We start from the raw sequence: 24077 nt of genomic DNA, 5'->3' as shown, positions 1-24077 counted from the left end.
GATCGCTCCCGGGCCTTCCGCATTCTATTGAGGCTGCCGATTACTCGGCGGCTTCCTCGACGATTTCCTTGCCGGTCGCCTGGTCGACGACCTTCATCGACAGGCGGACCTTGCCGCGCTCGTCGAAGCCGAGCAGCTTCACCCACACCTTGTCGCCTTCCTTGACGACGTCGGTGGTCTTGCCGACGCGCTGGGTGGCGAGCTGGGAGATGTGGACGAGGCCGTCCTTGGCGCCGAAGAAGTTCACGAACGCGCCGAAATCGGCGGTCTTGACCACGGTGCCCTGGTAGATGGCGCCGACTTCGGCTTCATCGGTGATCGACTTGATCCACTTGATGGCCGCATCGATCGAAGCACCGTCCGAGGACGAGACCTTCACGGTGCCGTCGTCGTTGATGTCGATCTTGGCGCCGGTCTTTTCGACGATCTCGCGGATCACCTTGCCGCCGGTGCCGATCACTTCGCGGATCTTGTCGGTCGGGATGGTGATGGTCTCGATGCGCGGAGCGAACTCGCCCACCGTGGCGCGCGAGGTGTCGAGCGCCTTGGCCATCTCGCCCAGGATGTGCTCGCGGCCGCCCTTGGCCTGACCGAGCGCGACCTTCATGATCTCCTCGGTGATGCCGGCGATCTTGATGTCCATCTGCAGCGAGGTGATGCCGTCGGCAGTGCCCGCCACCTTGAAGTCCATGTCGCCGAGGTGATCTTCATCACCCAGGATATCGGACAGCACGGCGAAGCGGTCGCCTTCGAGGATCAGGCCCATGGCGATACCCGCCACCGGCTTCTTCAGCGGAACGCCCGCATCCATCAGCGCCAGCGAGGTGCCGCACACGGTCGCCATCGAGGACGAGCCGTTCGACTCGGTGATCTCGGAGACGACGCGGATCGTGTAGGGGAAGTCTTCCGCCTTCGGACGCATCGGGTTGATGGCGCGCCAGGCAAGCTTGCCGTGACCGATTTCGCGACGGCCGGGCGAGCCCATGCGGCCAGCTTCACCGACCGAGTAGGGCGGGAAGTTGTAGTGCAGCATGAAGTTTACCTTCTGGGTGCCTTCGAGGCTGTCGACATACTGCTCGTCATCGCCGGTGCCGAGGGTGGCAACGACGAGGGCCTGGGTTTCACCGCGGGTGAAGATGGCCGAGCCGTGCGTACGCGGCAGCACACCGACTTCGGCAACGATCGGGCGGACCGTGGTGAGGTCACGGCCGTCGATGCGCGACTTGGTGTCGAGGATGTTCCAGCGGACGATCTTGGCCTGGAGGTTGTGGACGACTTCGCCCAGAGCTTCCGATGAGACTGTGCCGGCTTCGATCTGCGACGCGAAGTGCGCCTTGACCTTGGCATTGGCAGCGTCGACCGCAGCGTAGCGCTGGGCCTTGTCCGTGATCTTGTAGGCGGCGCGCAGATCGGCTTCAGCGACCTTGAGCACGTCGGCTTCGAGCGCCGAGTAGTCCGGCGGCGTGAAGTCGCGGGGTTCCTTGGCGGCGAGTTCGGCCAGCTTGATGATCGCGTCGATGACCTTGCGCGAGGCTTCGTGACCGAACATCACGGCGCCGAGCATGATTTCTTCGGACAGCTCCTGGGCTTCCGATTCCACCATCAGCACGGCGTCCTGGGTGCCGGCCATGACGAGGTCGAGCTTCGATTCAGCGCGACGGTTGACGTCGAGGTTGAGGACGTACTCACCGTCGATGTAGCCGACGCGGGCAGCGCCGATCGGGCCCATGAACGGGACGCCCGAGATGGTCAGGGCCGCGGAGGCGGCGACCATGGCGAGCACGTCCGGGTTGTTCTCCATGTCGTGCTGCAGAACGGTAACGACCACCTGGGTCTCGTTCTTGTAGCCATCGGGGAACAGCGGGCGGATCGGGCGATCGATCAGGCGCGAGGTCAGCGTCTCGTTCTCGGTCGGACGGCCTTCACGCTTGAAGTAGCCGCCCGGGATCTTGCCGGCGGCGAAGTACTTTTCCTGATAGTTGACCGTCAGGGGGAAGAAGTCCTGGCCGGGCTTGGCCGACTTGGCCGAAACCACGGTGGCGAGCAGCACGGTCTCGCCGAGGGTGGCGAGCACGGCGCCGTCTGCCTGGCGGGCGATCTTGCCGGTCTCGAGGGTGAGGGGCTGGCCGCCCCAGTTCAGCTCAACTTTGTGGTAGTCGAAGTTGATGGGCATATCGTTGTCTTTCCATTCTGCCGGAATGAGCGGGAACGCGGGGGCGTAGTCACCCCGCGAACTCATCCGGTGTGCCAGCCGCGCGCCGCACCCCATGTGCGACTGCAGCCCAAAATCGGCACGGTTCCGCGCTGACACCCACCTGTCGAGGTGGGGCGGAACATGGACAAGACGATGAGCCGCTCATTTTCCGGGGAGGGAAGCACCGCTGGTGCCGTGAGCGGCCGATGATCTCGCCATGCTCCGCGTAGTTCGTCAGCCTACGCTACTACCCGGCAGGTTGGCCGGGATTGGACCCGCGAGGCGTACCTCGTGGGTCCGGAGTTGCAGTCGAACCCAGCCTTAGCGGCGCAGGCCCAGACGCTCGATCAGCGCCTTGTAGCGCGCTTCGTCCGACTTCTTGACGTAGTCGAGGAGACGGCGGCGCGTCGAAACCATCTTCAAGAGGCCACGGCGGGAATGGTTGTCCTTGCCGTGCAGCTTGAAGTGTTCAGTGAGGTTGGCAATACGCTCGGAGAGGATCGCGACCTGAACTTCCGGCGAGCCGGTGTCGTCCTTCTTGGTGGCGTAGTCCTTGATGAGCGCAGTCTTCCGCTCTGCGGTAATCGACATCGGAAAGGTCCTTTCAAATAGAGGATCATCGGGACGCTGCAGCCCGGGATGTCGTCCAGGCTGAGCCATGAAAAAGCGCCGGCAGGGCCGGAACTCGCGCGCTCTATAGGGGAAAGGGGTGGCAAACGCCAGTTATTTGTCGGCGGCAGGCTTTTCGGTGGCCTTGTCGGTGCTGCCGTTGAGCGTGTCGGAGGGATCGAGCGAGGCGAGTGGAATGGTGAAGCGCCACTCGATGCCGAGGTCGTGCACGATGCGCTCGACTTCGCCGCCCAGCGACCGGCCGACCATGTTCTCAAGTACCGTAGTGCCGAAGCCGCGCCGTGGCGTGGCGGAACTGGGGGCATTGCCGCTTTCGTGCCAGACGAAGGCGACCGCGTCGTCGGCGCGCTTCCAGGTCACTTCAAGCCGGCCGCCATCCTTGGCGAAGGCCCCATACTTCACCGCATTGGTGGCGAGTTCGTGCGCCGCCATGCCGAGAATCTGCGCCGCCTGCGCGTTGAGCCGCAGCGACGGACCATCGACGACGACGCGCTCGCCGTCGACGGGGCAGAACGGATCGATCTGGCTGACCAGCAATTCCCTGAGGTCGACGCCGGCGACACCGTGCGCCAGCAGCAGGTCGGTCGAGCGCGCGAGGCCGAAGATGCGGCGCTCGAAACTCGACACGAACTCGGGAACCGTGTCGGCGCCGCGGGCGGTCTGCTTGGCCATGGCGGCGATGACGGTCATCTGGTTCTTGGAGCGGTGCGCCAGCTCGCGCATCAGGAAGCGCACCTCGGTCTCGGCCGCTTGGCGCCGCCGCGATGCATCGCCCAGCGCGCTGGAAACGGTCTCGATCTCGGCGATCGGGAACGAACGGGCCTCGACCGGTTGCCCGGCGCCCAATCGCTTGGCGTCGGCCTCGAGCCCGTGCACCGAACGCCCGATCTGCAGGCTCACGCCGTACACCACGAGCACCACCAAGGCGGCGAGCAGCACCCCGCCGGCGAGCAGCGACCAGAACGCATCGGCGAGCGGTTGAGCAACGACGTCGCGATCAGCCCAGGTGACCAGCGACCATCCGCTGAGGAGCGATTGCTGGGCCACCACCAGGTATTCCTTGCCCTCGGACTTGAGGGTGCGCCACCCGGAGGTGGAGCCAAGGTTTTTCACGGGAGCCAGGTTGAAAGAATCGCCGGTATTGCCGCCTTCGCCCGCTGACGCGATGATCACGCCCTTGCGGTCGACCAGGGCCACATGCCAGCCATCGGGCATGCGGCTCGCCAGAAGTGGCAGCGATAGCTGGCTGGCGGTGCGGCTGAAGCCGAGGACGAGCGGCGGATGTCCCGCCGGGAAGATCGGCTGCAGGATATTCACCACCCATTGCTGGGAGACCCGGCCGTAAACCGCGTCGGATATGGCCACGTCGCGGCTATCGAAGGCACGCTGCGCCGTTTCGACATCGCTGATGGCATTGTCGCCCTGATCCGAAAGTGGCCGGCGGGTCGTCAGGTCCGACGTCATGTCCGGATGGATGACATAGACATACGACCCGGTGCCCTCGAGCGCCACGCTGACGCGCGCATGGAACTCCGGATAGTCGGCCGGAGACAGCGGTGGAGTGGTCGCGAGCACGCGCAACGTGGTGATATTGGCGTTGATCTCACGGTCGACCGCCTGGACGATCGAGCGGGCGTTGCCGGTGATCAGCGTCTCGACCACCCGCTCCTGCGCCTCGTTGTTGCGCTGCAGCAGGATGGCCGAAAAAATGAAGGCTGGAACCAGGGCGACCAGTGCCAGCACGAAGAGATAGACGGCAATCGGGCGCGCGGTGCGAACGCGGCGGCGCACGGCAGCAATAGTCTCAGCCGGGCCGGGCCCGTCAGCCATTTAGCACCCCGGCGGACATGCAACCCCAGCCTCTACAAAGCGTCGAAACATGGAAACGTCCGATTCTGCTATTGAGTTCCGGCGGTTACGACAAAAATCCTGGGCTCAGGCGAGGACGCGTTGCGGTTTGAACATGCCGGCTTCGACGCGGCCCAGGGCGACGGCGGCGCCGGCGCTGCTGGCCCAGGCGCTGTCGAGCGCGATCGGCGCCGAAGCGCCGCCGAGCAGCACGGGATTGCCGTGGCGCACGGCGCTAACCTGATCTGGCGTAAGGCGAATTTCGGGCAGCAACGACAGGCCGGCGGACACCGGCAGGAGCAGGGAATCGCGGTCGGCGGCGGCTTCGAGGGCCTCCAGAGTGACCGCGCGCGCCTCGGTGAACGGGCCGACGGCGGCGCGGCGAAGTTCGACGACGTGGCCGCGGGTGCCCAGGTGCCGGGCGAGATCGCGGGCGAGGGCGCGGACATAGGTGCCCTTCTCGCAGGTCATCTCGAGGCCGCTGATTTCGCCTGTGTGCTCAAGTAGTTGCAGCGACTCGATGTGGACCGGACGGGCGGCGAGTTCGACCGTTTCGCCAGCCCGGGCGAGGTCGTAGGCGCGCTCGCCGTCGACCTTGATAGCCGAGAAGGCGGGTGGGGTCTGCATGATCTCGCCGGTAAAGGTCGGTAGAGCTGACCTAATTTCCACCTCATCCGGACGCACGGATGAACGCTCGCTGACGATTCCTTCAGCATCGTCGGTGGTGGTCTCCTCGCCCCACTTGATGGCGAAGCGATAGACCTTGGTGCCGTCCTGTACTGCGGGGACGGTCTTGGTCGCTTCGCCGAGCGCGATGGGGAGGATGCCGGTAGCAAGCGGATCGAGCGTGCCGGCGTGACCGGCTTTCTTGGCGCCGAACAGCCAGCGGACTTTGCCCACCGCCTGGGTGGACGTCATGTCGTAGGGCTTGTCGAGTATCAGCCAACCGGAGACGTCGCGCTTCTGGCGCTTCTCGGTGGTCAATCTTCGTCCTCATCCTTGTGGATGTCGCGCTGCACGCGATCGGAGCGGAGCAGGGCGTCGATCTTGCCGAACTCATCGAACGTGGTGTCGACGAAGAAGCGCACTTCGGGGGCGAACTTCAGGTCGAGCTCGGGCGCGATGCGGCCGCGCACGAAGCGTGCATGCCGGTTGAGGGCGACGACGATCTCGTCGGCACCCTCGCCGCCAAGCGGCACCACGTAGGCGCTGGCGAGCTTCAGGTCGTTGCTCATGCGCACTTCGGGCACGGTGATGACCTTGCCCTCGAGCAGGGGATCGTCGATCTCGCCGCGGGCGAATAGCCCGGCTAGGGCGTGGCGCACCAGTTCGCCGACGCGCAGCATGCGCTGGTTGGGACCGGTGGGCTTGTGATTATCGCGTTTCATCCGCCCGAGTTAGGCGCTCGGCGGGCGCGCGTCAACTTTGCCCTTGCTCTCGATCAGCCGCTCCAGCCCATCAAGGATGCGCGCGAGGCCGAAGGCGAAGGCGCGGTCGGGGTCGCCGAGCCCGTAGAGTTCGCCCACCACCGGCCCAACGCGCTGCACCACGGGATAAGGAGTATAGTCGAGCGTTGCGAGGAACGGCTCGATCTTCAGCCACCACTCGTCGTCGCTCATGCCGGTGAGTTGCTTCACCATCCGGGAGCGGGCCACGTCGCGCACCGCGCCATGCACGTAGTTGGCAACGAAGGTCAGGCTCTGGTCCATCTCGACCTCGTCGAGCCCCAGATTGTCGAAGGCGGCGAGCGCCATGTCGTAGGCCCGCAAGGTGTTGGGTCCCATCACCGGCCGGTGCGTCGCGAGCTCGAACACCCAGGGATGGGCAAGGTAGAAGTCGCGGTAGCCGGTGGCGATGAGGCTGACATTGTCCCGCCACTTGGCTGGATCGAACTTCGGCGTTTCGGGCACCGGCCAGATGACGGCATCGACCATCAGGTCGAGCAGTTCGGCCTTGCCGGGAACGTGCGTGTAGAACGACATCGGCGAAATGCCGACGGCCTCCGCTACCCGCCGCGTGCTCACCGCCTCGAGCCCCTCGGCATCGGCGATGACGATAGCGGCAGCGACGATATCGGCCAGCGCCACCTTCGGCTTCGGCCCGCGCTTGGGCGGCTGCGCGCCGCTCCACAGCAGTTGCAGCGTGCGGATCGGGTCGCCCCGCCCGGCAATGTCGTTCATTCGGCCTCCGATTAACTCTTTACACCGTACGAGATTATGCTAAACCTTGTACGCCGCACAATGTTATGACCCCTGTGCGGAAAAGTCGAGCCTCACGTCGAAATCCACCCTGCTGACACGTCATGTCAGGAGGGGTGGAACAGTTTGCCTTGAGAAACAGTCAAAGGGGAGTTCCAGCCGTGATTCATGCGCGTGGATTGATGCGGAGTTTCAAGACCAAGACCGGAGTGGTGGAGGCCGTGCGCGGCCTCGATCTCGATGTCGCGGAGGGCGAACTGGTCGCCTTTCTCGGGCCCAATGGCGCCGGCAAATCGACCAGCGTGCGGATGCTGACGACGCTGCTGCCGCCAAGCGAAGGCACCGCCAACGTGGCCGGGCACGATGTCCTCCACGCCCCGGCTGAGGTGCGAAAGCAGATCGGCTATGTCGGCCAGGGCAAGGGCACTGGCAACTACAACAAGCTGCGCGATGAACTGCTGACGCAGGGCGCTGCCCAGCAGATGAGCAAGGCCGCCGCGGCGAAGCGAGCCGACGAACTGATCGGCATGCTCGAGCTGACCGGCCTCGAGGCCCGCACCGGCATGAGCCTTTCGGGCGGGCAGAAGCGGCGCGTCGATGTGGCGCTCGGGCTGATGCACAGCCCCAAGGTGCTGTTCCTCGACGAGCCCTCCACCGGGCTCGACCCGCATAGCCGCGCCAACCTCTGGGAGCACATCGTCAGGATCCGCAAGGCGACGGGAATGACGATCTTCCTCACGACCCACTATCTCGATGAGGCCGACTCCATGGCCGAGCGGGTGATGATCATGGACAACGGCCAAGTCATCGCCAACGACACGCCGGAACGGCTGAAGGCCGACCTCGCCGGCGACCGCATCACCATCGACGCAACGGACTCGGTGGTGGCGGCCGAGGTCGCTGCCAACCTGCCCGAAGCGCGCGAAGTGACCCGCGACGGCGCCCGGGTCGGCGTGACGGTGAAGGGCGGCGAAGCGGTGCTGCCGGAGTTCATCCGCTCGCTCGATCTGCGAGGAGCACGAGTGCTGGCGGCGAATGTGCGGCGACCGACGCTGGACGACGTGTTCCTGGGTTTGACCGGCCGCTCGCTCAGGGAGAGCGCAGCATGAAGGGGCCATTTGCACCTGTGAGGCGGCGAGCCACCCTGCCTTCTCCCCTTGTGGGAGAAGGTGGCGCGCAGCGCCGGATGAGGGGTCCGCAGCCGGAGGCTGCGCGACCGGAGCAAAGCGACGGGCGATTGAGCTTGCGGAGAGAGACCCCTCATCCGCCCTTCGGGCACCTTCTCCCACAAGGGGAGAAGGCAGGTTGGTGGCCCGCCCCCATGATCGAGCTTCAGGAGATTCAACGATGACCTTCTTCCGCGATGTCGCGACCTCGTTCACCCGCGAGATGAAGCCCACCCTCGCCGATCCCTCGTGGATGGCGTTCGGCCTGGTGCAACCGGTGCTCTATCTCGCCTTCTTCGTGCCACTGCTCGACGTCGGCGGCTCCACCGCCGACGCGCTGCAGTGGTTCGTGCCGGGGATGATCGTCATGCTGACACTGTTCGGCACGGCGATGGTCGGCTGGAGCCTCACCGAGGAGCTGATGAGCGGTGTGCTCGAACGGTTCCTTGCCACCCCGATGAGCCGGCCGGCGCTGATCTTCGGCCGCTCGCTCAAGGAGATGTTCCCGCTGGCCCTGCAGGCGGTGGCGCTCATCCTCCTCGCCTGGCCATTCGGGCTGCAGCTTCATCCGATCCAGATGCTGTTCGGGCTGGCGCTGCTTGCCTTGTTCGGCGCAGGCGTCGCGGCGCTGTCCTACTCGCTCGCCATCGCCGCGCGCCACAACACCTCGCTGTTCTACATGGTGAGCCAATCCGTGGCGCTGCCGCTGATGCTGCTCGGCGGCGTGCTGCTGCCGATCGAGAACGGGCCCGGCTGGCTCTATGCGGCCAGCCGCTTCAACCCGCTGACCTACCTGGTCGAAGCCGAACGGGCGCTGTTCGCCGGCGAACTGTTCACCACCACGGTGCTGTGGGGCGTGCTGGTCGCGGCCGGCGTTGCCGTGGTTGGCCTGACCATCGGCGCCCGGGCGATCCGCAAGGCGAGCATCTAGCGCGCCACGCCGGGCACCCACGGGTGTCCGGCTTCACCTTTCAGAAAGCGAGGTCAAGCGATGAGCGAAGAGATAACCATCCCAATCCTCTCCGGAGCAGTCACCAGCGGCGGCGACGCACGAGCGCTCGCATCGCGTATCGAACTGGCAGTGGCCATGGGGCAGCACCAGGTCGCGACAGACCTTCATCGCAGGTTCCAGGCGCTGCCTCTTTCCGACGCCGAACGGCGCCGGACGCATCAGGAGTTCGCGGTGCTGGATCGGCTGCCGTGAGCATCTCCCCAAACTCGATGTCATCCCGGCGAAGCCGGGATCCATCCTGAGGTGTGTCGGCTCATGCGCTGCTACCGCGGCATCTCAGGATAGGCCCCGGCCTTCGCCGGGGTGACACCGTTGGTGGGGGAGGGGTTGCCTTTCCCCGAAAGCTTATTTAACTAACTGGTAAATTACGAAAGAGGGTAGCATGTACGGTTCGATCAAGATCCGCGGCGCGCGGGAGAACAATCTCAAGAACGTGTCGCTGGATATCCCGAAGCGGAAGATCACCGTGTTCACCGGCGTGTCTGGATCGGGCAAGAGCTCGCTGGTGTTCGGCACCATCGCGGCCGAAAGCCAACGGTTGATCAACGAGACCTACCCCGCCTTCGTCCAGCAGTTCATGCCGCATTACGGCCAGCCCGACGCCGACCAGCTCGAGAACATTTCCGCTGCAATCATCGTCGACCAGCAGCGGCTGGGCGGCAATTCTCGCTCCACCGTGGCGACGGTGACGGATGCCGCTCAGATGCTGCGCGTGATCTTTTCGCGTGCCGCCACGCCGAAGCTGGGCGCGCCGGGGCTCTACTCCTACAACGACCCGCGCGGCATGTGCCCCGATTGCGAGGGCATCGGCCAGGTCGCCGCCATGGATATGAGCGCGGTGGTCGATGAGAGCAAATCGCTCAACCAGGGCGCGCTGCTGCCCAAGGATTTCGCGGTCGATAGCTGGTACTGGGAGCTCTACAAGGCCTCCGGCTTCTTCGACATGGACAAGCCGGTCAAGGACTTCACTGCCGAAGAGCGCGAGAACCTCTTCCACCTCGACGATGGCCGCAAGGTCAAGGTCGGCAAGATCGGGCTCACCTATGACGGGATCGTCGCCAAGCTGAAGAAGGGATTGGGCGCGAAGGACCCTGAGAACCTGCAGCCGCATGTGCGCGCCGAGTACGACAGGATCTTCACCCGCAAGACCTGCCCCGCCTGCGGCGGCGCCCGGCTGAATGCGGCGGCGCTCGGCAGCAAGGTGAACGGCAAGAATATCGCCGAATGCTCGGCGATGCAGGTGTCCGACCTCGCCCCGTTCGTCCGCTCGATCGATGCGCCGGGCATCGGGCCGATGCTCGAGGCACTGGCGGCGCGGCTCGAGAACCTCGTCATCATCGGGCTCGGCTATCTCAGCCTCGATCGCGAGAGCTCCACGCTCTCGGGCGGCGAAAGCCAGCGGGTGAAGATGGTGCGGCACCTCGGCTCATCGCTGACCGACATCACCTATGTATTCGACGAGCCGAGCGTCGGGTTGCACCCGCACGATGTCGGCCCGCTAGCCGGGCTGATGCAGCAGCTGCGCGACAAGGGCAACACCGTGCTGATCGTCGAGCACAAGCCCGACATGATCGCCATTGCCGACCACGTCGTCGACATGGGGCCGTTTGCTGGTTCGAAGGGCGGCGAGATCGTCTACGAGGGCGATTTCGACGGTTTGCTGAAGTCGGGCACCCTCACCGGCAACCACATGAAGAAGTACCAGCCGATCAAGACCGACCTGCGCAAGCCCAAGGGCCAGCTGAAGATCGCGCACGCCAAGACCAACAACCTGCGCGATGTGTCGGTGGCGATCCCCGAGGGCGTGCTGACCGTGGTGACCGGCGTCGCCGGCGCCGGCAAGAGCTCGCTGATCCAAGGTTCGCTTCCGACGGCCTACCCGGACACGGTGATCATCGACCAGAACCTCAACCGCGGCTCGTCGCGCTCCAACACCGCGACCTATACCGGCATCCTCGACACGGTGAGGAAGACCTTCGCCAAGGCCAATGGCGTCGACGCGGCGCTATTCTCGGCCAACTCCAAGGGCGCCTGCCCGGACTGCAAGGGCCTGGGCGTCACCTATACCGACCTCGCCCACATGGACCCGGTGGCGAGCGTCTGCGAGACTTGCGAGGGCAAGCGCTTCACCGACGAAGTGCTGCAGCACAAGCTGCGTGGGCGTGCGATCAGCGACGTTTACGAAATGAGCGTCTCCGAGGCGACCGAGTTCTTCACCGAGCCGGCCATCGCCAAGATCCTCAAGGGGTTGGACGATGTCGGCCTCGGCTACCTAACCCTGGGCCAGCCGCTGTCGACGCTGTCGGGCGGCGAACGCCAGCGTCTGAAGCTGGCGGCGGAACTGGGTAAATCCGGCAACATCTATGTGCTCGACGAGCCGACCACCGGGCTCCACATGAACGACGTCGATACGCTGATCGGGCTGTTCGACCGGCTGGTCGATGCGGGATCGACCGTGATCGTCATCGAGCACAATCTCGATGTGATCAGCCGGGCAGACTGGGTCATCGACCTCGGGCCGGGCGCGGGTCACGAGGGTGGGAGCGTGGTGTTCGAGGGGACGCCGACGGGGTTGCGCGGGGCGAAGGGGAGTTTGACGGGGGCGGCGCTGGCGGCGCGAGGCTAGTCGCGGAGCCGGTGGCTGCGGACCCCCACCCCTGTCCCCTCCCCCTAACAGGGGAGGGAGACGCTTGCTGCGATGCCAGTATTTTGGTCTCCCTCCCCATTCTTAGGGGGAGGGGACAGGGGTGGGGGTCGGCCACCACGGGCGCGGCTATTGGGCCGCCACTTTCTCCAGCGTCACCGCGTCCTGCAATTCCTTCGCCCGAGCCTGGAACACCGCCGCATCCACCGGCCAGGTCTTCGGATCCGACGGATCGAACGCTCGGCCCTTCCACTCCTGGTAGACCATCGCGATCCCGGTATCGGTCTTTTTGAACACGGCGACCATCACCTCGCCCAACCCGCGCAGCTTGCCGTTGTCCTTGTAGGCGCCGCACACCATGCCGAGCGCCGGGAAGAAATCACCGGTCTCCTCGCCGAAATTAAAGAAGCCGATCGCCTCGGGTTTGCAGATCTGCGAGTAGCCGTACATCGTGGCGCGGCGGTAGTCGTCGAGGCTGCGGCCCGGCTGCAGCGTCAGCCGCACGGCGTAGGTCTGGGTCCACTTGTCGATGGACTCACCGAGCGGGAAGAACTCGGCGAAGGCCTGCCCGGCATCGCCATAGGTGTTGGATTCCACCAGCTTCAGCACATCAGGCGAAAGCCGCTCGGTGGGCGACAGCCAATCCGGCGTCGGCAGCACGAAACGATGCCCCAGCACCTCGAAGCTGAGGTTCACCCCGTCGCGGCCGAGGGTTGGGGCGTCCTGCGCTGTGGCGCTGCCGATGGCGAGAAGGCCGCAAAGGGCGAGGATCAGGGCACGCACGAGAAACTCCGCTGTCGGAACGGGCGCGACCCTATGCCGAGGCGGGTCATCGAGTCGAGGAGGCTTGCACGACTCATAAGTATTGGCTTATGTGTTGGTCATGGAAGCAGATATCTTCAAGGCGCTGGCCGATCCGAACCGCCGTGCCATGCTGGAGCGGCTGGCGAGCGGTGAGCTGACCGGTTCGGCGCTTGGCGAGGGCTTCGCCATCTCGCAGCCGGCGATGTCGCAGCACATCGCCGTGCTGCGCGGCGCTGGGCTGATCCGCGAACGGCGCGAGGGGCGGAGCGTGCATTACGCGGTGAACCCCGACGGCATGGCGCCGCTGCACGACTGGCTGAGCCGCTACCAGGCGTTCTGGCCGGAACGGCTGGGCCGCCTCAAGGACTTCCTCAAGGAGATGGACCAATGAGCGAGCCGCAAACCGAAGCTGAGCGCATAACGGTGGAATGCGCGCTCGATGCCGCACCGGAAAAGGTGTGGCGCGCGCTGTCCATCCCCGCCTACCGCGACGCTTGGCTGCTGCCGGACGGCGACGCCGAGCGCTTCACCGCCGAGGTGGTCGAGGCCGTGCCGCCGCACCGCCTGCGCCTCAGCTGGCGCGAGGGCGATGCCGATGGGGAACTCGTCACCTTCACGCTCACGGCGACGCCCGACGGCGGCACGTGGCTGCGGCTGGTGCACGACCGGGTGATGGAGCCCATGCGGGTGCCGATCCCCGCCAACGCCAACGTGGCGATGCTCAGGGCCGCCTAGCCCCAAGTTTCACTCAAAGCAGTTCTGAAGGAGGTTGCCGATGCGTGACATGATGCAGCTCGTCCCCATGGTCATCGAACAGTCGAGCCGGGGAGAGCGTTCGTTCGATATCTTCTCGCGGCTACTGCGCGAGCGGATCATCTTCGTCAACGGTGAGGTCGAGGACCAGATGGCGGCGCTGATCTGCGCCCAGCTGCTGTTCCTCGAATCCGAGAGCCCCGGCAAGGAGATCTCGCTCTACATCAACTCGCCCGGCGGCGTGGTGACGGCCGGCCTCGCCATCTACGACACCATGCAATTCATCAGGTCGCCGGTCTCGACGCTCTGCATGGGCACTGCCTACTCGATGGGCTCATTCCTCCTCGCCGGCGGCGCGCCGGGCCGCCGCATGGCGCTTCCCAATGCCTCGATCCTCGTGCACCAGCCCTCGGGTGGCGCCCAGGGCAAGGTCACCGACGTGCTGATCCACGCCGAGGAGAGCCAGAAGGTGAAGGCCCGGATCAACCGCATCTATTCCAAGCACTGCGGCCGCACCATCGAGGAGGTGGAGCGCACCCTCGACCGCGACCGCTATATGTCGCCGGAAGAAGCAAGGGATTGGGGCCTGATCGACTCGATCTTCACCGAACGCGGCGAACTGCCGATGCCGGTGCCCGAGTTGCCGATGACTCAGCGATAGCCCTGCGCCTGCAGTTCGAACAACTCGGCGTAGCGGCCGGCTTCGGCGATCAGTTCGTCGTGGGTGCCGGCTTCGACCACTTTGCCGTCGGCGAGGACTACGATGCGGTCGGCCATGCGGACGGTGGAGAAGCGGTGCGAGATCAGCACCGCCGTGGTGCCTTCGGCGAGCGATTTGAAGCGGGTGAAGACCTCCGCTTCGGCGCGGGCGTCGAGTGCCGCGGTGGGCTCGTCGAGGATGATGATCTCGGCGTTCCGCATATAGGCGCGGGCGATGGCGATCTTCTGCCATTCGCCGCCCGAAAGGTCCTGGCCCTTGAGGAAGGTGCGCCCGAGCATCTGGTCGTAGGCCTCGGGCAGGCGGCGGATCACTGGATCGGCAAGGCTTTGCTCCGCTGCGGCGATGATACGGTTGCGATCGTCGGCCACCTCGATGCGGCCGACGCCGATATTGTCTGAGGCCGAGAAGCTGTAGCGCAGGAAATCCTGGAAGATCACCCCGATATGGGTGCGGAGATCGGCGGTGGCGAACTCCTTCAAATCGATGCCGTCGAGGGTGATGCGGCCCTCGTCCGGGTCGTAGAGCCGGGTCATCAGCTTGACGATGGTGGTCTTGCCGGCGCCGTTCTCGCCGACCAAGGCGAGCGTTTCGCCGGCCGGCACCGTGAAGCTGAGGTTGCGCACCGCCCAGCGTTCGGAGCCCGGATAGCGGAAGCCCACATTCTCGAACACGATCCCCTGTTTCACGGGAAGCGGGAAGGGTTTTGGGTGCTTGGGATCGAGGATGGTGGGCTCGATCTCGAAGAAGCTGAACAGGTCGTCGAGATAGAGCGACTGCCCGGCGATCTGGGTGAAGCCGATGAGGATCTGCTGCAAATAGCCGTTGAGCTGGTTGAAACTGCCCGACAGGAACACCAGCGTGCCGATGGAGAACTCCCCGTGCAGCGTGCGCCAGACGATGTAGGCGTAGGCAGCATAGTAGGTGAGGGTCGAAATGGCGGCCAGCGCCCCGGTCTGCCAGGCGCGCTTGATCGAGAGGTTGCGGTTCTCGATGAGGATCTGCTGGCTCAGCGTCTCGAAGCGGCCTGACAGGAACCCGCCTAGCCCGAACAGCTTGATTTCCTTGGCGCTGTCGGCGCTGGCGCCGATCTGGCGCAGGTATTCGAGCTGCCGCCGCTCGGGCGAGCGGTTGTGTGAGATCCAGTAGGCCAGCCGGTTGAAGCGGAATTCGCCCCACACCGCCGGGATCAGCGCGAGGGCGAGGAGCCCGATGAGCAGCGGCGCATAGAGAAAGAGGCCGGCGGCGAGCGCGATGGCAGTGATCATCGCCTGTGCCTGGCCGAACACCTGTGAGATCACGGTCGAGCGGCTTGATGCCTGCCGCCGCGCCCGCTCCAGCCGGTCCTGGTATTCGGATTGCTCGAAGTGCTTCAGGTCGAGCTTGGCCGCATGCTGCATCAGCTCGAGGCTGACGGCGTTGGAATGGCTCTCGCCGAGGATGTTGTCGACGACATTGATGGCGCGGTTGAAGGCATCGCGGGCGAACACCAGCGCGAACTCGCCGGCCAGCAGCCAGAGCAGGGTGCTGAGCCTGCCGCTCGAGAGCCAGTCGGCGAGCTCGGGGCCGGGGACGCCGAGACTGGTCTGGTGCACCACCTCGTCGATGATCAGCTTGGTCAGCAGCAGCACCAGCGGCGGCTGGATGGCGACGATGAGCCGGAGCACGATGCTGAGCCCCATCAGCCACGGGCTGGTCCGCCACATCTGCGCGAACAACCGGCCGAGATGGCGGAAGGTCTTGAGGCGTTCGCCCTTGTCGAAGGGGAGCGCATCGGGGATGTCCGGGCCGTTCAGCCCTCGTCCCCCGCCACCGCTTCTGCCGCCAACTCCACGCATCGCCGATACTTAGGCGAGTTGGGGAGGGTTCTCAACCTGATCGCTTGGCGAGCAGGCGATCAGCTCTTCAAAGGCAGTTGGGAGTGACATTGAATGAGCTCGCTGCCGCTTCCAGCTTGCCAAGACTGTCGAACGTAACCGGCCGGCTGACAGGACTGAAAAGAGATCGGGGCGAGACCACCACCAAGCCAGCCAGCTGCCGAACAGCACTGCCAGCAAGGCGACGATAGCGATGATCGCCTTCGCGCCCCCCAAAAAGAAAAGAGAGCGCCGGTTTCCACCAGGCGCTCTCTTTGTGTTCGGTAGTGGCCATCGCTTACAGCGAGCGGACTACGCTCTCCACGCGGAAGCATTCGATCACATCCCCAGCGCGGATGTCTTCGTAGTTTTCGAAGGCCATGCCGCATTCCTGGCCGACTGCGACTTCCTTCACTTCGTCCTTGAAGCGCTTGAGGGTCTTCAGCTTGCCTTCGTGGATCACGACGTTGTCGCGGAGCAGGCGCACACCGGCGCCGCGTTCGACGATGCCTTCGGTGACCTGGCAGCCGGCGACCTTGCCGACCTTGGTGATCTGGAAGACTTCCTTGATCGTGGCGTAGCCGATGAAGGTCTCGCGGCGTTCCGGCTTCAACAGGCCCGACATCGCTGCCTTCACGTCATCCACGAGGTCGTAGATGATGTTGTAGTAGCGGATTTCGATGCCCTCGCGGGTGGCGAGGTCACTGGCCTGCTTGTTGGCGCGGACGTTGAAGCCGATGATGATGGCGTTCGAGGCCGAAGCCAGCGTCACGTCGGATTCGGTGATGGCGCCGACGCCGCTCATCAGGATCTGCGCCGACACTTCGTCGGTCGAGAGCTTATTGAGCGAAGCGTTGATCGCTTCGACCGAGCCCTGCACGTCACCCTTGATGATCAGCGGGAACTTGGCGACGCCCGAGGCCTTAAGCTGATTCATCATCTGCTCGAGGCTGGTGGCACCACCGCCCGCGGTCTTCTCGCGGATCAGGCGCTGACGGTATTCGGTGACTTCACGGGCCCGCGCTTCGCTCTCGACCACCGAGAAGCGGTCGCCGGCCGACGGCACGCCGGTAAAGCCCAGCACTTCCACCGGAATGGACGGGCCGGCTTCCTTCACCTGGTCGCCCTGATCGTTGATCAGCGCACGGACGCGGGCGAATTCGGTACCGGCGACGAGGATGTCGCCGATCGCCAAAGTGCCGCGCTGCACCAGCACCGTCGCCACCGCACCGCGGCCGCGATCGAGCTTGGCCTCGATGACGAGGCCCTCGGCACGCCCATCGCGGGCCACCTTGAGCTCCAGCACTTCGGCCTGCAGCAGGATGGTTTCGAGCAGCTTGTCGAGGCCGGCCTTGGTGACCGCCGAGACTTCCACGTCGAGCACATCACCGCCCATCGATTCGACGAACACTTCGTGCTGCAGCAGTTCGGTGCGAACGCGCTGCGGATTGGCACTCGGCTTGTCCATCTTGTTGATGGCCACGATGATCGGAACCCCGGCCGCCTTGGCGTGCTTGATGGATTCGATCGTCTGCGGCATGACGCCGTCATCGGCCGCCACCACCAGCACCGCGATATCCGTCGCCTGGGCGCCGCGGGCACGCATGGCGGTGAACGCCTCGTGGCCCGGGGTATCGAGGAAGGTGATCTTCTGGCCGTTCTTTTCGACCTGATAGGCACCGATATGCTGGGTGATGCCGCCCGCTTCACCGGAGACCACGTTGGTCTCGCGGATGGCGTCGAGCAGTGAGGTCTTGCCGTGGTCGACGTGGCCCATGATGGTCACGACCGGCGCGCGGTTGGTCAGGTCCTCGGCCTTGTCGTCGGCCGGGATGTCGTACAGACCCTCTTCCACGTCGGCGTCGGAGACGCGCTTGACGGTGTGGCCGAGTTCTGTGGCGATCAGTTCGGCAGTGTCGCTGTCGATGACGTCGGTGATCTTCACCATCTGGCCCTGGGCCATCAGGATCTTGATCACGTCGACGGCGCGTTCCGACATGCGGTTGGCCAGTTCCTGGACAGTGATCGCCTCGGGAATGGTCACTTCACGGCTGAGCTTGGGCGCCTGCTGCTGGTTGCGGCCCATCTTCTTGTCGCGGCGGCGGCGCATGGCGGCGAGGGACGGGCCCTTGTCGCGATCCGATTCCGAGCCGGCATTGGTGACGGTCAGGCGACCACGGGCAAAGGCTTCCTCGCCGGCGCGGCGCGTCGGACGCTCGGGCGTTGCAGCGACGCGGGCGGCGCCACCACGACGAGCGTTCTCGAGCTCTGCGGCATTGACCAGCGGACGCGCTGCCGGGGCAGTGCGGGTCTTGCGGCCATCGGCCTCGGACGGCGGGGTCGGCGGAAGCTCGGCCACCGGGGTGACCGGACGGGCACCGGGAGTGGCGGCCGCACGACGGGCCGGCGAAACGCGCGGTTCGCGAGAGACGGTTGAGATCTCGGCGACTTCCTCGAGGGCACGCTCGCCTTCGGCGGCACGAGCCTTAGCCTCTTCGGCGCGCTGAGCTTCCTCGCGGAGGGCGCGACGACGGGCGTCTTCCTCGTTGCGGCGAGCTTCCTCGGCGCGGGCGCGGGCTTCATCCTCGGCCTGGCGGCCGGCAGCTTCACGCAGCGCACGAGCGCGGGCATCGGCTTCGGTGGCGCTGAGGCCGGCACTCGGGCGCGGGCCGGAACCTGAACGGAGCGGCGGACGGCCCTGGTTGGACTGGTACGGTCGATTGCCCGACGGCGCACCGGACGAAGCCGGGCGGCCCGAACCCTGTGAAGGGGCGACGCCGCCACCACCCTGCGGCGGGCGGGGCGGATGCGGGGTGTGCACCGGCGAGCCGGGCGGCACAAAGCGGGTGCGCTTCTCGACGACCACAGTGTTCCGCGACGAACGTGCCACATTGGGGCGTGCCCCCATCGAGGGGCCTCCCTTCAATGACAGCGTCTTCTTGCCGCCGGCACCAGAATCTTCGCGCTTGTCGTCGTTATCAGCCATGTAACTCGCGTCTTCCTTCACGAAACTTGCCCGAGAAAGCGCGGCTTCGCGCTCTCTGACCAAGTCCGATTGTAGGGCTCAGGGGGCGGCATAGCGCTGCTGCGCCGCTCAAACAACCCATCTAGTTGGCGATGTAACGAGCCAATCTTTCAGCTCGTTGCACTGCCGCCTGGGCCGCGCCCCCCTTGATGAGCGCAGCATGTATCACATTTTCGATCCCGAGTGCCAAACCCATTTGGCCCGAATCGAGCAATTCGAAATGAGGGGTTAAAGCGGGCCCAAAACCTGCCTCTTCCGCCGCCATTGTGTAGCCCTTGAGCGAACCCAGGAGCTTGTTCCTGCCGTCCTCGGCCGCGTCCGTCGCGGTGAGGAGACCTTGCACTTCGCCCGCCTCGATCGCCGCCTTGACCTTCATCGAGCCGGTCACCAGCTGCCCCGCTTTCTTGGCGAGACTGAGGGCACTGAGAAAGCGCTCCTCGAGCCGGCGCCGGGTCAGTCCGGCAAGATCGTCGGGCACCTTCACCTCAGCCTTGAGGCTCTTGGCGAAGGCTTTCTTCTTCTGCGCCTCGGCCACGAACTTGTGGCCCAGGCTAATCCATACGCCACGACCTTCGGCCTTGCCGTCGGTGTCGGGCACCACCTCGCCGTCGGGAGAGACGGCGAAGCGGATGAGTTCGGCAATGGGCTTCACCTCACGGGTGAGGGCGCACTGCCTCTCGGTTTCTTCGCGACGCGGCACCGGGCTCTAAACCACCCGATTACGCGGGCGCCCCTTCCTCGAACTGCTCTTCGTCGGGCACGGCAAGATCGGCCTCGGTGATCCAGCCGGCCTTCAGGCGGGCTTGGAGGATCATCTCTTCGGCTTCTTCGCGCGACACGGGGAAATCCTTGAAGGTGCCCTCGAACCGCTTGGTCTCGCCGTCCTTGCGTTCGGTCCAGCCGACGAGATCGTCGGCGGCGCAGCCCGCAAAGTCTTCGACGCTCTTGATGTCTTCCTTGCCCAGCGCGACGAGCATCGCCGCATTCAGGCCCGGGATCTCGTACAGCTCGTCAAGGACGCCGAGCTTGATGCGCTCGTCGTCATTGGCCTTCTCGATCGCCGCCAGGTAGTCGGTGGCGCGCTGCTGGATCTCGCCGGCGGTCTCTTCGTCGAAGCCCTGGATCGAGGCGATTTCGGACGCATCGATATAGGCAAGTTCCTCGACCGAGGAGAAGCCTTCGGAAGCCAGTAGTTGGGCAACCATCTCGTCAACATCAAGGGCCTGCATGAACAAAGCAGAGCGCTCGGTGAATTCCTTCTGGCGGCGCTCCGACTCTTCCTGCTCGGTCAGGATGTCGATATCCCAGCCGATCAGCTGCGAAGCGAGGCGCACGTTCTGGCCGCGACGGCCGATGGCGAGGCTGAGCTGCTCGTCCGGCACCACGACTTCGATGCGCTCGGCCTGCTCGTCGAGCACGACCTTGGCCACATCAGCCGGCTGCAGCGCCGAAACGACGAGGTCGGCGATCGATTCGGTCCACGGGATGATGTCGATCTTTTCACCCTGGAGTTCGGCAACCACCGCCTGGACGCGCGAACCACGCATACCGACGCAGGCGCCGACCGGGTCGATCGAGGAATCCGACGAGGTCACGGCGATCTTGGCGCGGCTGCCCGGGTCGCGGGCGATCGAGCGGATGGTGATGATGCCGTCGTAGATCTCCGGCACTTCCTGCATGAACAGCTTGGCCATGAACTGCGGATGCGTGCGGGAGAGGAAAATCTGCGGGCCGCGCTGCTCGCGGCGCACGTCGTAGATATAGGCGCGGACGCGGTCGCCGTAGCGATAGAGCTCGCGGGGGATCAGTTCGTCGCGGCGGATGATGGCTTCGCCACGGCCGAGATCGACGATGACGTTGCCGTATTCGACGCGCTTGACCGTGCCGTTGACGATCTCGCCGACGCGGTTGATGTACTCTTCATACATGCGGTCACGCTCGGCATCGCGCACCTTCTGCACGATCACCTGCTTGGCCGACTGGGCGGCGATGCGGCCGAACTCGATCGGCGGCAGCGGCTCGGTGAGGAAGTCGCCGAGCTTGGCGGCGTCGTTCTTCGTCTTGGCGTACTTGAGCTCGACCTGGCGCCCGGGTTCTTCCACCGCCTCGACCACCTCGAGCAGCCGCCACAGGCGCAGCTCGCCGGTCTTGGGGTTGATCTCGGCGCGCACGTTGGTCTCGGCGCCGTAGCGGGTCTTGGCCGCCTTCTCGATCGCGTCCTGCATCGACTCGATGACGATCATGCGATCGATCGACTTCTCGCGGGCTACGGCATCAGCGATCTGGAGCAGCTCCAGGCGGTTCGCGCTAACGGCCATTTAGTTGGTCTCCTCAGTGGAAGCGTCTTCTTCGGATTCAGTAGGGATCTCGACGGTCTCGATTTCTTCGTCATCGTCGATCGGAAATTCTTCCTGGTCGACCTGCGCGATATTCATCAGCGCATCGGTCATCACCAGCTTGGCCTCAGCCAACAGCATCAGCGGCAGCTTGAAGTCGGGGTCGGTGCCCTTGGGCACATCAGGCAGCGTGACGATGACGCTGTCGCCATCGACCGCCTTGATGATGCCGCGGAAGCGGCGGCGGCCATCGAGCAGGTCGGAAAGCTCGATCTTGGCCTCATGACCCACATAAGTGGCGAAATCACGGGCCCGCACCAGCGGCCGGTCGATACCGGGCGACGACACCTCGAGATGGTACTCGCGGTCGATCGGATCCTCGACATCGAGCACCGGTGAGACGTCTTTGCTCAGCCGCTCGCAGTCGGTGATGTTGAAGCGGCCGTTGCCGTCCTCGGCCATGATCTGCAGCGTCAGGCCGTTCTCCTGCGTCATCTTCACACGCACGAGGCTATAGCCGAGATCGTTGGCGACGGGCTCGACGATGCGGGCGATCCGCTGCTCGAGACCGGTCTCTTTGATGTAGCGCTTTTCGGTCAGATCGAAGGTCATGCCGCTCTTTTGGGCCTTTGGATAACAAAAAGAGCGGGGGCCGCTTCGGCACCCCACTCTCGCTTTAAGCCAGAGATGTTGTTGGCGTTCATATAGCGCCGATGACGGATCGGTGCAAGGGCGGGCTAGACACCCAGCCGCACCCGCAACTCGGCCTCGGTCATGCTCCCGGGTTTCGCACTCTTCTCCACCAGCTCCCGACCGACGGCGACGAGCCCGGCATTGAGCGGAGTGGGCACGCCATGCAGGCGGCCGAGCAGCACGATCTCGCCGTTGAGATAGTCGGTCTCGATGGTGCCGGTGCCACGCTTCAGGCTCTGGACCGACGAACCGCCGGTGCGGGTGACGCCGTCGACGGCGCCCATCTTCATCAGGCCCTTCCGCCGCGGATCGTCGTTGCCGACGGCCACCCAATCGATTCCTGCGGCACGGTAGGCCGCCTCGGCTTCGGCCTGGATCGCGTCCATCAACGGTCCCGAGCGGCTGCTGTGTCCGAGCGCCGCCTCGACCACGTTGCCGAGGTTGTCGCGGAGCTTCCCGTATTTCGAGCGCATCACGTGCTCGAGCGGGAAGGCGGCGAAACCCGCGCTGTCGAAGGCCGTGGCGATCGCCGCCACGTTGTCGTCGAGCCCATGCGGATAGCGGCCGAGATCGACCATGCCGTATTTCGGCTGGCCGTAGCAGATGACTTCGCCGGGCGTCACGTAGTCGGCCGGCAGCATCACCGTCATGCCGTAGACATTGGGAAACAGCCGCAACGCCAGCGGCTCGTTGTTGACGCCGTTCTGGGCGCAGACCACGGCCTGTGTGGTTGCGCTGGCCGCGCGCAGCGCCGCGAGCGCCAGCGCGGTGTCCTGACCCTTCATGGTGAGAAGGATCACGTCATCGGGCCGAAACTCGAGCTCGGCGGGCGCGCCAACCACTGGAAAGTGCACCAGCTGGGACGTTGCCGTGGTGCGGAACATCAGGCCGCCATTGGCGTGGATTGCCTGCAGCATGCCGCCGCGCGCGATGCCGACTACCTCGTGACCCGCGCCGGCCAGCGCCGCGGCGAAGGTGCCGCCGATGGCGCCGACGCCATAGATGATGAATCGCATGTCGGTCTCCGATCGGGGAATGGGGACTGTGGCCGCTGCGCTCCCGCACGGCAAGTCAGACCATGGTGATGGCGAGGGTGCGGCGGAACTGTCGGTAATCCGTCATGCTGCCGTTGTATTCATCGGCAAGCGACGATAAAACGACCGCCTTCCTTCCGACGACCCCAACCACGGACATCGACATCATGGAATACCGCCGCCTCGGCAAGGCTGGCCTTCGGGTCAGTGAATTTTCATTTGGCGCCTGGGTGACCTTTGGCAAGCAGGTCGGCGAAGACGCCGCCGCCTCGATCATGGGTTACGCCTACGACAACGGCATCAACTTCTTCGACAATGCCGAAGGCTATGAGCAGGGCAACGCCGAGATCGTCATGGGCGAGGCGCTGAAGGCGCTGAACTGGAGCCGCGACAGCTATGCGGTGTCGTCCAAGGTGTTCTGGGGCGGCTCGAAGCCGACGCAGAAGGGCCTGAGCGCCAAGCACGTGACCGACGCTGCGCATGCCGCACTGAAGCGCCTGCAGGTCGACTATCTCGATCTCTATTTCTGCCACCGCCCGGACATCGATACCCCGATCGAAGAGACGGTGCGGGCGATGCACAACCTGATCACGCAGGGCAAGGTGCTCTACTGGGGCACCTCGGAATGGACGGCGCAGCAGCTGACCGAAGCCTATGCGATCGCCCGGCAGGAGCACCTGACCCCGCCGACCATGGAGCAGCCGGAATACAACCTGTTCCGCCGCGAGAAGGTCGAGGCTGAGTTCCTCCCGCTCTACAGCCTGTTCGGCTTGGGCACGACGATCTGGTCGCCACTGGCTTCGGGTATCCTGACCGGCAAGTACAATGACGGCATCCCCGCGGACAGCCGCATGAACCTGCCCGGCTATGAGTGGCTGAAGGCACGGCTCGACAGTGACAAGGGCCGCGCCGAGCTCGCGAAGGTGAAGCAGCTGGCCAAGCTCGCCGATGAGCTCGGCATGCCGATCCACCACCTGGCACTGCTCTGGTGCAACGCCAATCCGAACGTGTCGACGGTGATCCTGGGCGCCTCCAAGCTCAGCCAGCTGAAGGACAACCTCAAGGCGCTCGACTCGAAGTCGAAGATGACGCCGGACGTGCTGGCGAAGATCGAAGAGATCATGGGCAACAAGCCGGCGGCGCCGCAGCGCTACTGAGTTGATCGG

General features: G+C 65.1%; 23 protein-coding genes. 8 read left to right on the top strand and 15 right to left on the bottom strand.

Translation table 11 applies throughout. The features are described 5' to 3' along the window. Nucleotides 1-40: 40 nt before the first annotated feature. The 6 genes from pnp to AC1DV8_RS18915 all read right to left on the bottom strand — a co-directional run bounded on the left by pnp (nucleotide 41) and on the right by AC1DV8_RS18915 (nucleotide 6852). Complete coding sequence (gene pnp / locus AC1DV8_RS18940) at nucleotides 41-2173, bottom strand: polyribonucleotide nucleotidyltransferase (RefSeq protein ID WP_477158509.1); 2133 nt, start codon at nucleotides 2171-2173, stop codon at nucleotides 41-43. Between the two features lie 342 nt (nucleotides 2174-2515). Next, nucleotides 2516-2785, bottom strand: a complete 270-nt coding sequence (gene rpsO / locus AC1DV8_RS18935) for a 30S ribosomal protein S15 (RefSeq protein ID WP_055874294.1) — start codon at nucleotides 2783-2785, stop codon at nucleotides 2516-2518. 132 nt (nucleotides 2786-2917) lie between these two features. Continuing rightward, the gene (locus tag AC1DV8_RS18930; RefSeq protein ID WP_477151645.1) at nucleotides 2918-4654 is read right to left on the bottom strand and encodes a sensor histidine kinase; all 1737 of its coding nucleotides are present in this window, start codon (nucleotides 4652-4654) and stop codon (nucleotides 2918-2920) included. Nucleotides 4655-4759: 105 nt separating this feature from the next. Continuing rightward, nucleotides 4760-5656, bottom strand: coding sequence for a tRNA pseudouridine(55) synthase TruB (gene truB, locus AC1DV8_RS18925; RefSeq protein WP_477158508.1), 897 nt, complete (start codon nucleotides 5654-5656; stop codon nucleotides 4760-4762). Continuing rightward, entirely contained in the window at nucleotides 5653-6060 is a 408-nt protein-coding gene (gene rbfA / locus AC1DV8_RS18920) for a 30S ribosome-binding factor RbfA (RefSeq protein ID WP_477151643.1), read from the bottom strand. The genes truB and rbfA overlap by 4 nt, the downstream gene beginning before the upstream one ends. Nucleotides 6061-6069: 9 nt before the next feature. Further along, nucleotides 6070-6852 carry a TetR/AcrR family transcriptional regulator gene (locus AC1DV8_RS18915; protein ID WP_477158507.1) on the bottom strand — a complete coding sequence of 261 codons (783 nt, stop codon included), beginning with the start codon at nucleotides 6850-6852 and terminating at the stop codon, nucleotides 6070-6072. Nucleotides 6853-7052: 200 nt separating this feature from the next. On the opposite strand from AC1DV8_RS18915, the gene AC1DV8_RS18910 reads away from it, so the two are divergent. From AC1DV8_RS18910 to AC1DV8_RS18895, 4 genes are all read left to right on the top strand, one after another. Beyond that, complete coding sequence (locus tag AC1DV8_RS18910) at nucleotides 7053-7979, top strand: ATP-binding cassette domain-containing protein (RefSeq protein WP_477158506.1); 927 nt, start codon at nucleotides 7053-7055, stop codon at nucleotides 7977-7979. Between the two features lie 238 nt (nucleotides 7980-8217). Further along, a complete protein-coding gene (locus tag AC1DV8_RS18905; protein ID WP_477151640.1) occupies nucleotides 8218-8967 on the top strand; it encodes an ABC transporter permease in 750 nt (249 codons plus the stop codon). Nucleotides 8968-9027: 60 nt separating this feature from the next. Then, nucleotides 9028-9240, top strand: a complete 213-nt coding sequence (locus AC1DV8_RS18900) for a hypothetical protein (RefSeq protein ID WP_477158505.1) — start codon at nucleotides 9028-9030, stop codon at nucleotides 9238-9240. Nucleotides 9241-9430: 190 nt separating this feature from the next. Beyond that, the gene (locus AC1DV8_RS18895; protein WP_477158504.1) at nucleotides 9431-11674 is read left to right on the top strand and encodes an ATP-binding cassette domain-containing protein; all 2244 of its coding nucleotides are present in this window, start codon (nucleotides 9431-9433) and stop codon (nucleotides 11672-11674) included. A gap of 147 nt (nucleotides 11675-11821) precedes the next feature. Here the strand turns inward: AC1DV8_RS18895 and AC1DV8_RS18890 are convergent, their stop codons facing one another. Then, the gene (locus tag AC1DV8_RS18890) at nucleotides 11822-12475 is read right to left on the bottom strand and encodes a hypothetical protein (RefSeq protein ID WP_477158503.1); all 654 of its coding nucleotides are present in this window, start codon (nucleotides 12473-12475) and stop codon (nucleotides 11822-11824) included. Between the two features lie 100 nt (nucleotides 12476-12575). Here AC1DV8_RS18890 and AC1DV8_RS18885 point away from each other — a divergent pair, with 100 nt between their 5' ends. From AC1DV8_RS18885 to AC1DV8_RS18875, 3 genes are read left to right on the top strand one after another with little or no spacing between them, the layout of a single operon-like run. Beyond that, nucleotides 12576-12887, top strand: a complete 312-nt coding sequence (locus tag AC1DV8_RS18885; RefSeq protein WP_055874328.1) for an ArsR/SmtB family transcription factor — start codon at nucleotides 12576-12578, stop codon at nucleotides 12885-12887. Further along, entirely contained in the window at nucleotides 12884-13231 is a 348-nt protein-coding gene (locus AC1DV8_RS18880) for an SRPBCC family protein (RefSeq protein ID WP_477158502.1), read from the top strand. Before AC1DV8_RS18885 ends, AC1DV8_RS18880 begins: the two co-directional genes overlap by 4 nt. A 40-nt stretch (nucleotides 13232-13271) precedes the next feature. Further along, nucleotides 13272-13910, top strand: coding sequence for an ATP-dependent Clp protease proteolytic subunit (locus tag AC1DV8_RS18875; RefSeq protein WP_477158501.1), 639 nt, complete (start codon nucleotides 13272-13274; stop codon nucleotides 13908-13910). Here the strand turns inward: AC1DV8_RS18875 and AC1DV8_RS18870 are convergent. From AC1DV8_RS18870 to AC1DV8_RS18835, 8 genes are all read right to left on the bottom strand, one after another. Then, nucleotides 13901-15805: an ABC transporter ATP-binding protein gene (locus tag AC1DV8_RS18870; protein WP_477158500.1), complete on the bottom strand. Its 1905-nt coding sequence runs from the start codon at nucleotides 15803-15805 to the stop codon at nucleotides 13901-13903. The genes AC1DV8_RS18875 and AC1DV8_RS18870 overlap by 10 nt on opposite strands. A 67-nt stretch (nucleotides 15806-15872) precedes the next feature. Next, nucleotides 15873-16118 (bottom strand): hypothetical protein, encoded by a 246-nt coding sequence (locus tag AC1DV8_RS18865; protein WP_477158499.1) that lies wholly within the window; start codon nucleotides 16116-16118, stop codon nucleotides 15873-15875. 3 nt (nucleotides 16119-16121) lie between these two features. Further along, complete coding sequence (infB, locus tag AC1DV8_RS18860; protein WP_477158498.1) at nucleotides 16122-18809, bottom strand: translation initiation factor IF-2; 2688 nt, start codon at nucleotides 18807-18809, stop codon at nucleotides 16122-16124. A gap of 121 nt (nucleotides 18810-18930) precedes the next feature. Then, nucleotides 18931-19548 carry an RNA-binding protein gene (locus AC1DV8_RS18855; protein WP_477151632.1) on the bottom strand — a complete coding sequence of 206 codons (618 nt, stop codon included), beginning with the start codon at nucleotides 19546-19548 and terminating at the stop codon, nucleotides 18931-18933. A 19-nt stretch (nucleotides 19549-19567) separates the two neighbouring features. Then, on the bottom strand, nucleotides 19568-21166 hold the full coding sequence (gene nusA / locus AC1DV8_RS18850) for a transcription termination factor NusA (RefSeq protein WP_477151631.1): 1599 nt from the start codon (nucleotides 21164-21166) through the stop codon (nucleotides 19568-19570). After that, a complete protein-coding gene (rimP, locus tag AC1DV8_RS18845; protein ID WP_477151630.1) occupies nucleotides 21167-21796 on the bottom strand; it encodes a ribosome maturation factor RimP in 630 nt (209 codons plus the stop codon). 125 nt (nucleotides 21797-21921) lie between these two features. Then, entirely contained in the window at nucleotides 21922-22893 is a 972-nt protein-coding gene (locus AC1DV8_RS18840) for a ketopantoate reductase family protein (protein WP_477158497.1), read from the bottom strand. A gap of 55 nt (nucleotides 22894-22948) precedes the next feature. Further along, nucleotides 22949-23080: a hypothetical protein gene (locus AC1DV8_RS18835; protein WP_477158496.1), complete on the bottom strand. Its 132-nt coding sequence runs from the start codon at nucleotides 23078-23080 to the stop codon at nucleotides 22949-22951. Here AC1DV8_RS18835 and AC1DV8_RS18830 point away from each other — a divergent pair. After that, nucleotides 23079-24068, top strand: coding sequence for a potassium channel beta subunit family protein (locus AC1DV8_RS18830; protein ID WP_477151628.1), 990 nt, complete (start codon nucleotides 23079-23081; stop codon nucleotides 24066-24068). The genes AC1DV8_RS18835 and AC1DV8_RS18830 overlap by 2 nt on opposite strands. Nucleotides 24069-24077: the final 9 nt, after the last annotated feature.

It is taken from the genome of Devosia sp. P3_B2, assembly GCF_056402875.1.
The sequence above is the reverse complement of the archived record's forward strand: the minus strand, read 5'-3'. Positions and strand labels throughout refer to the sequence as shown.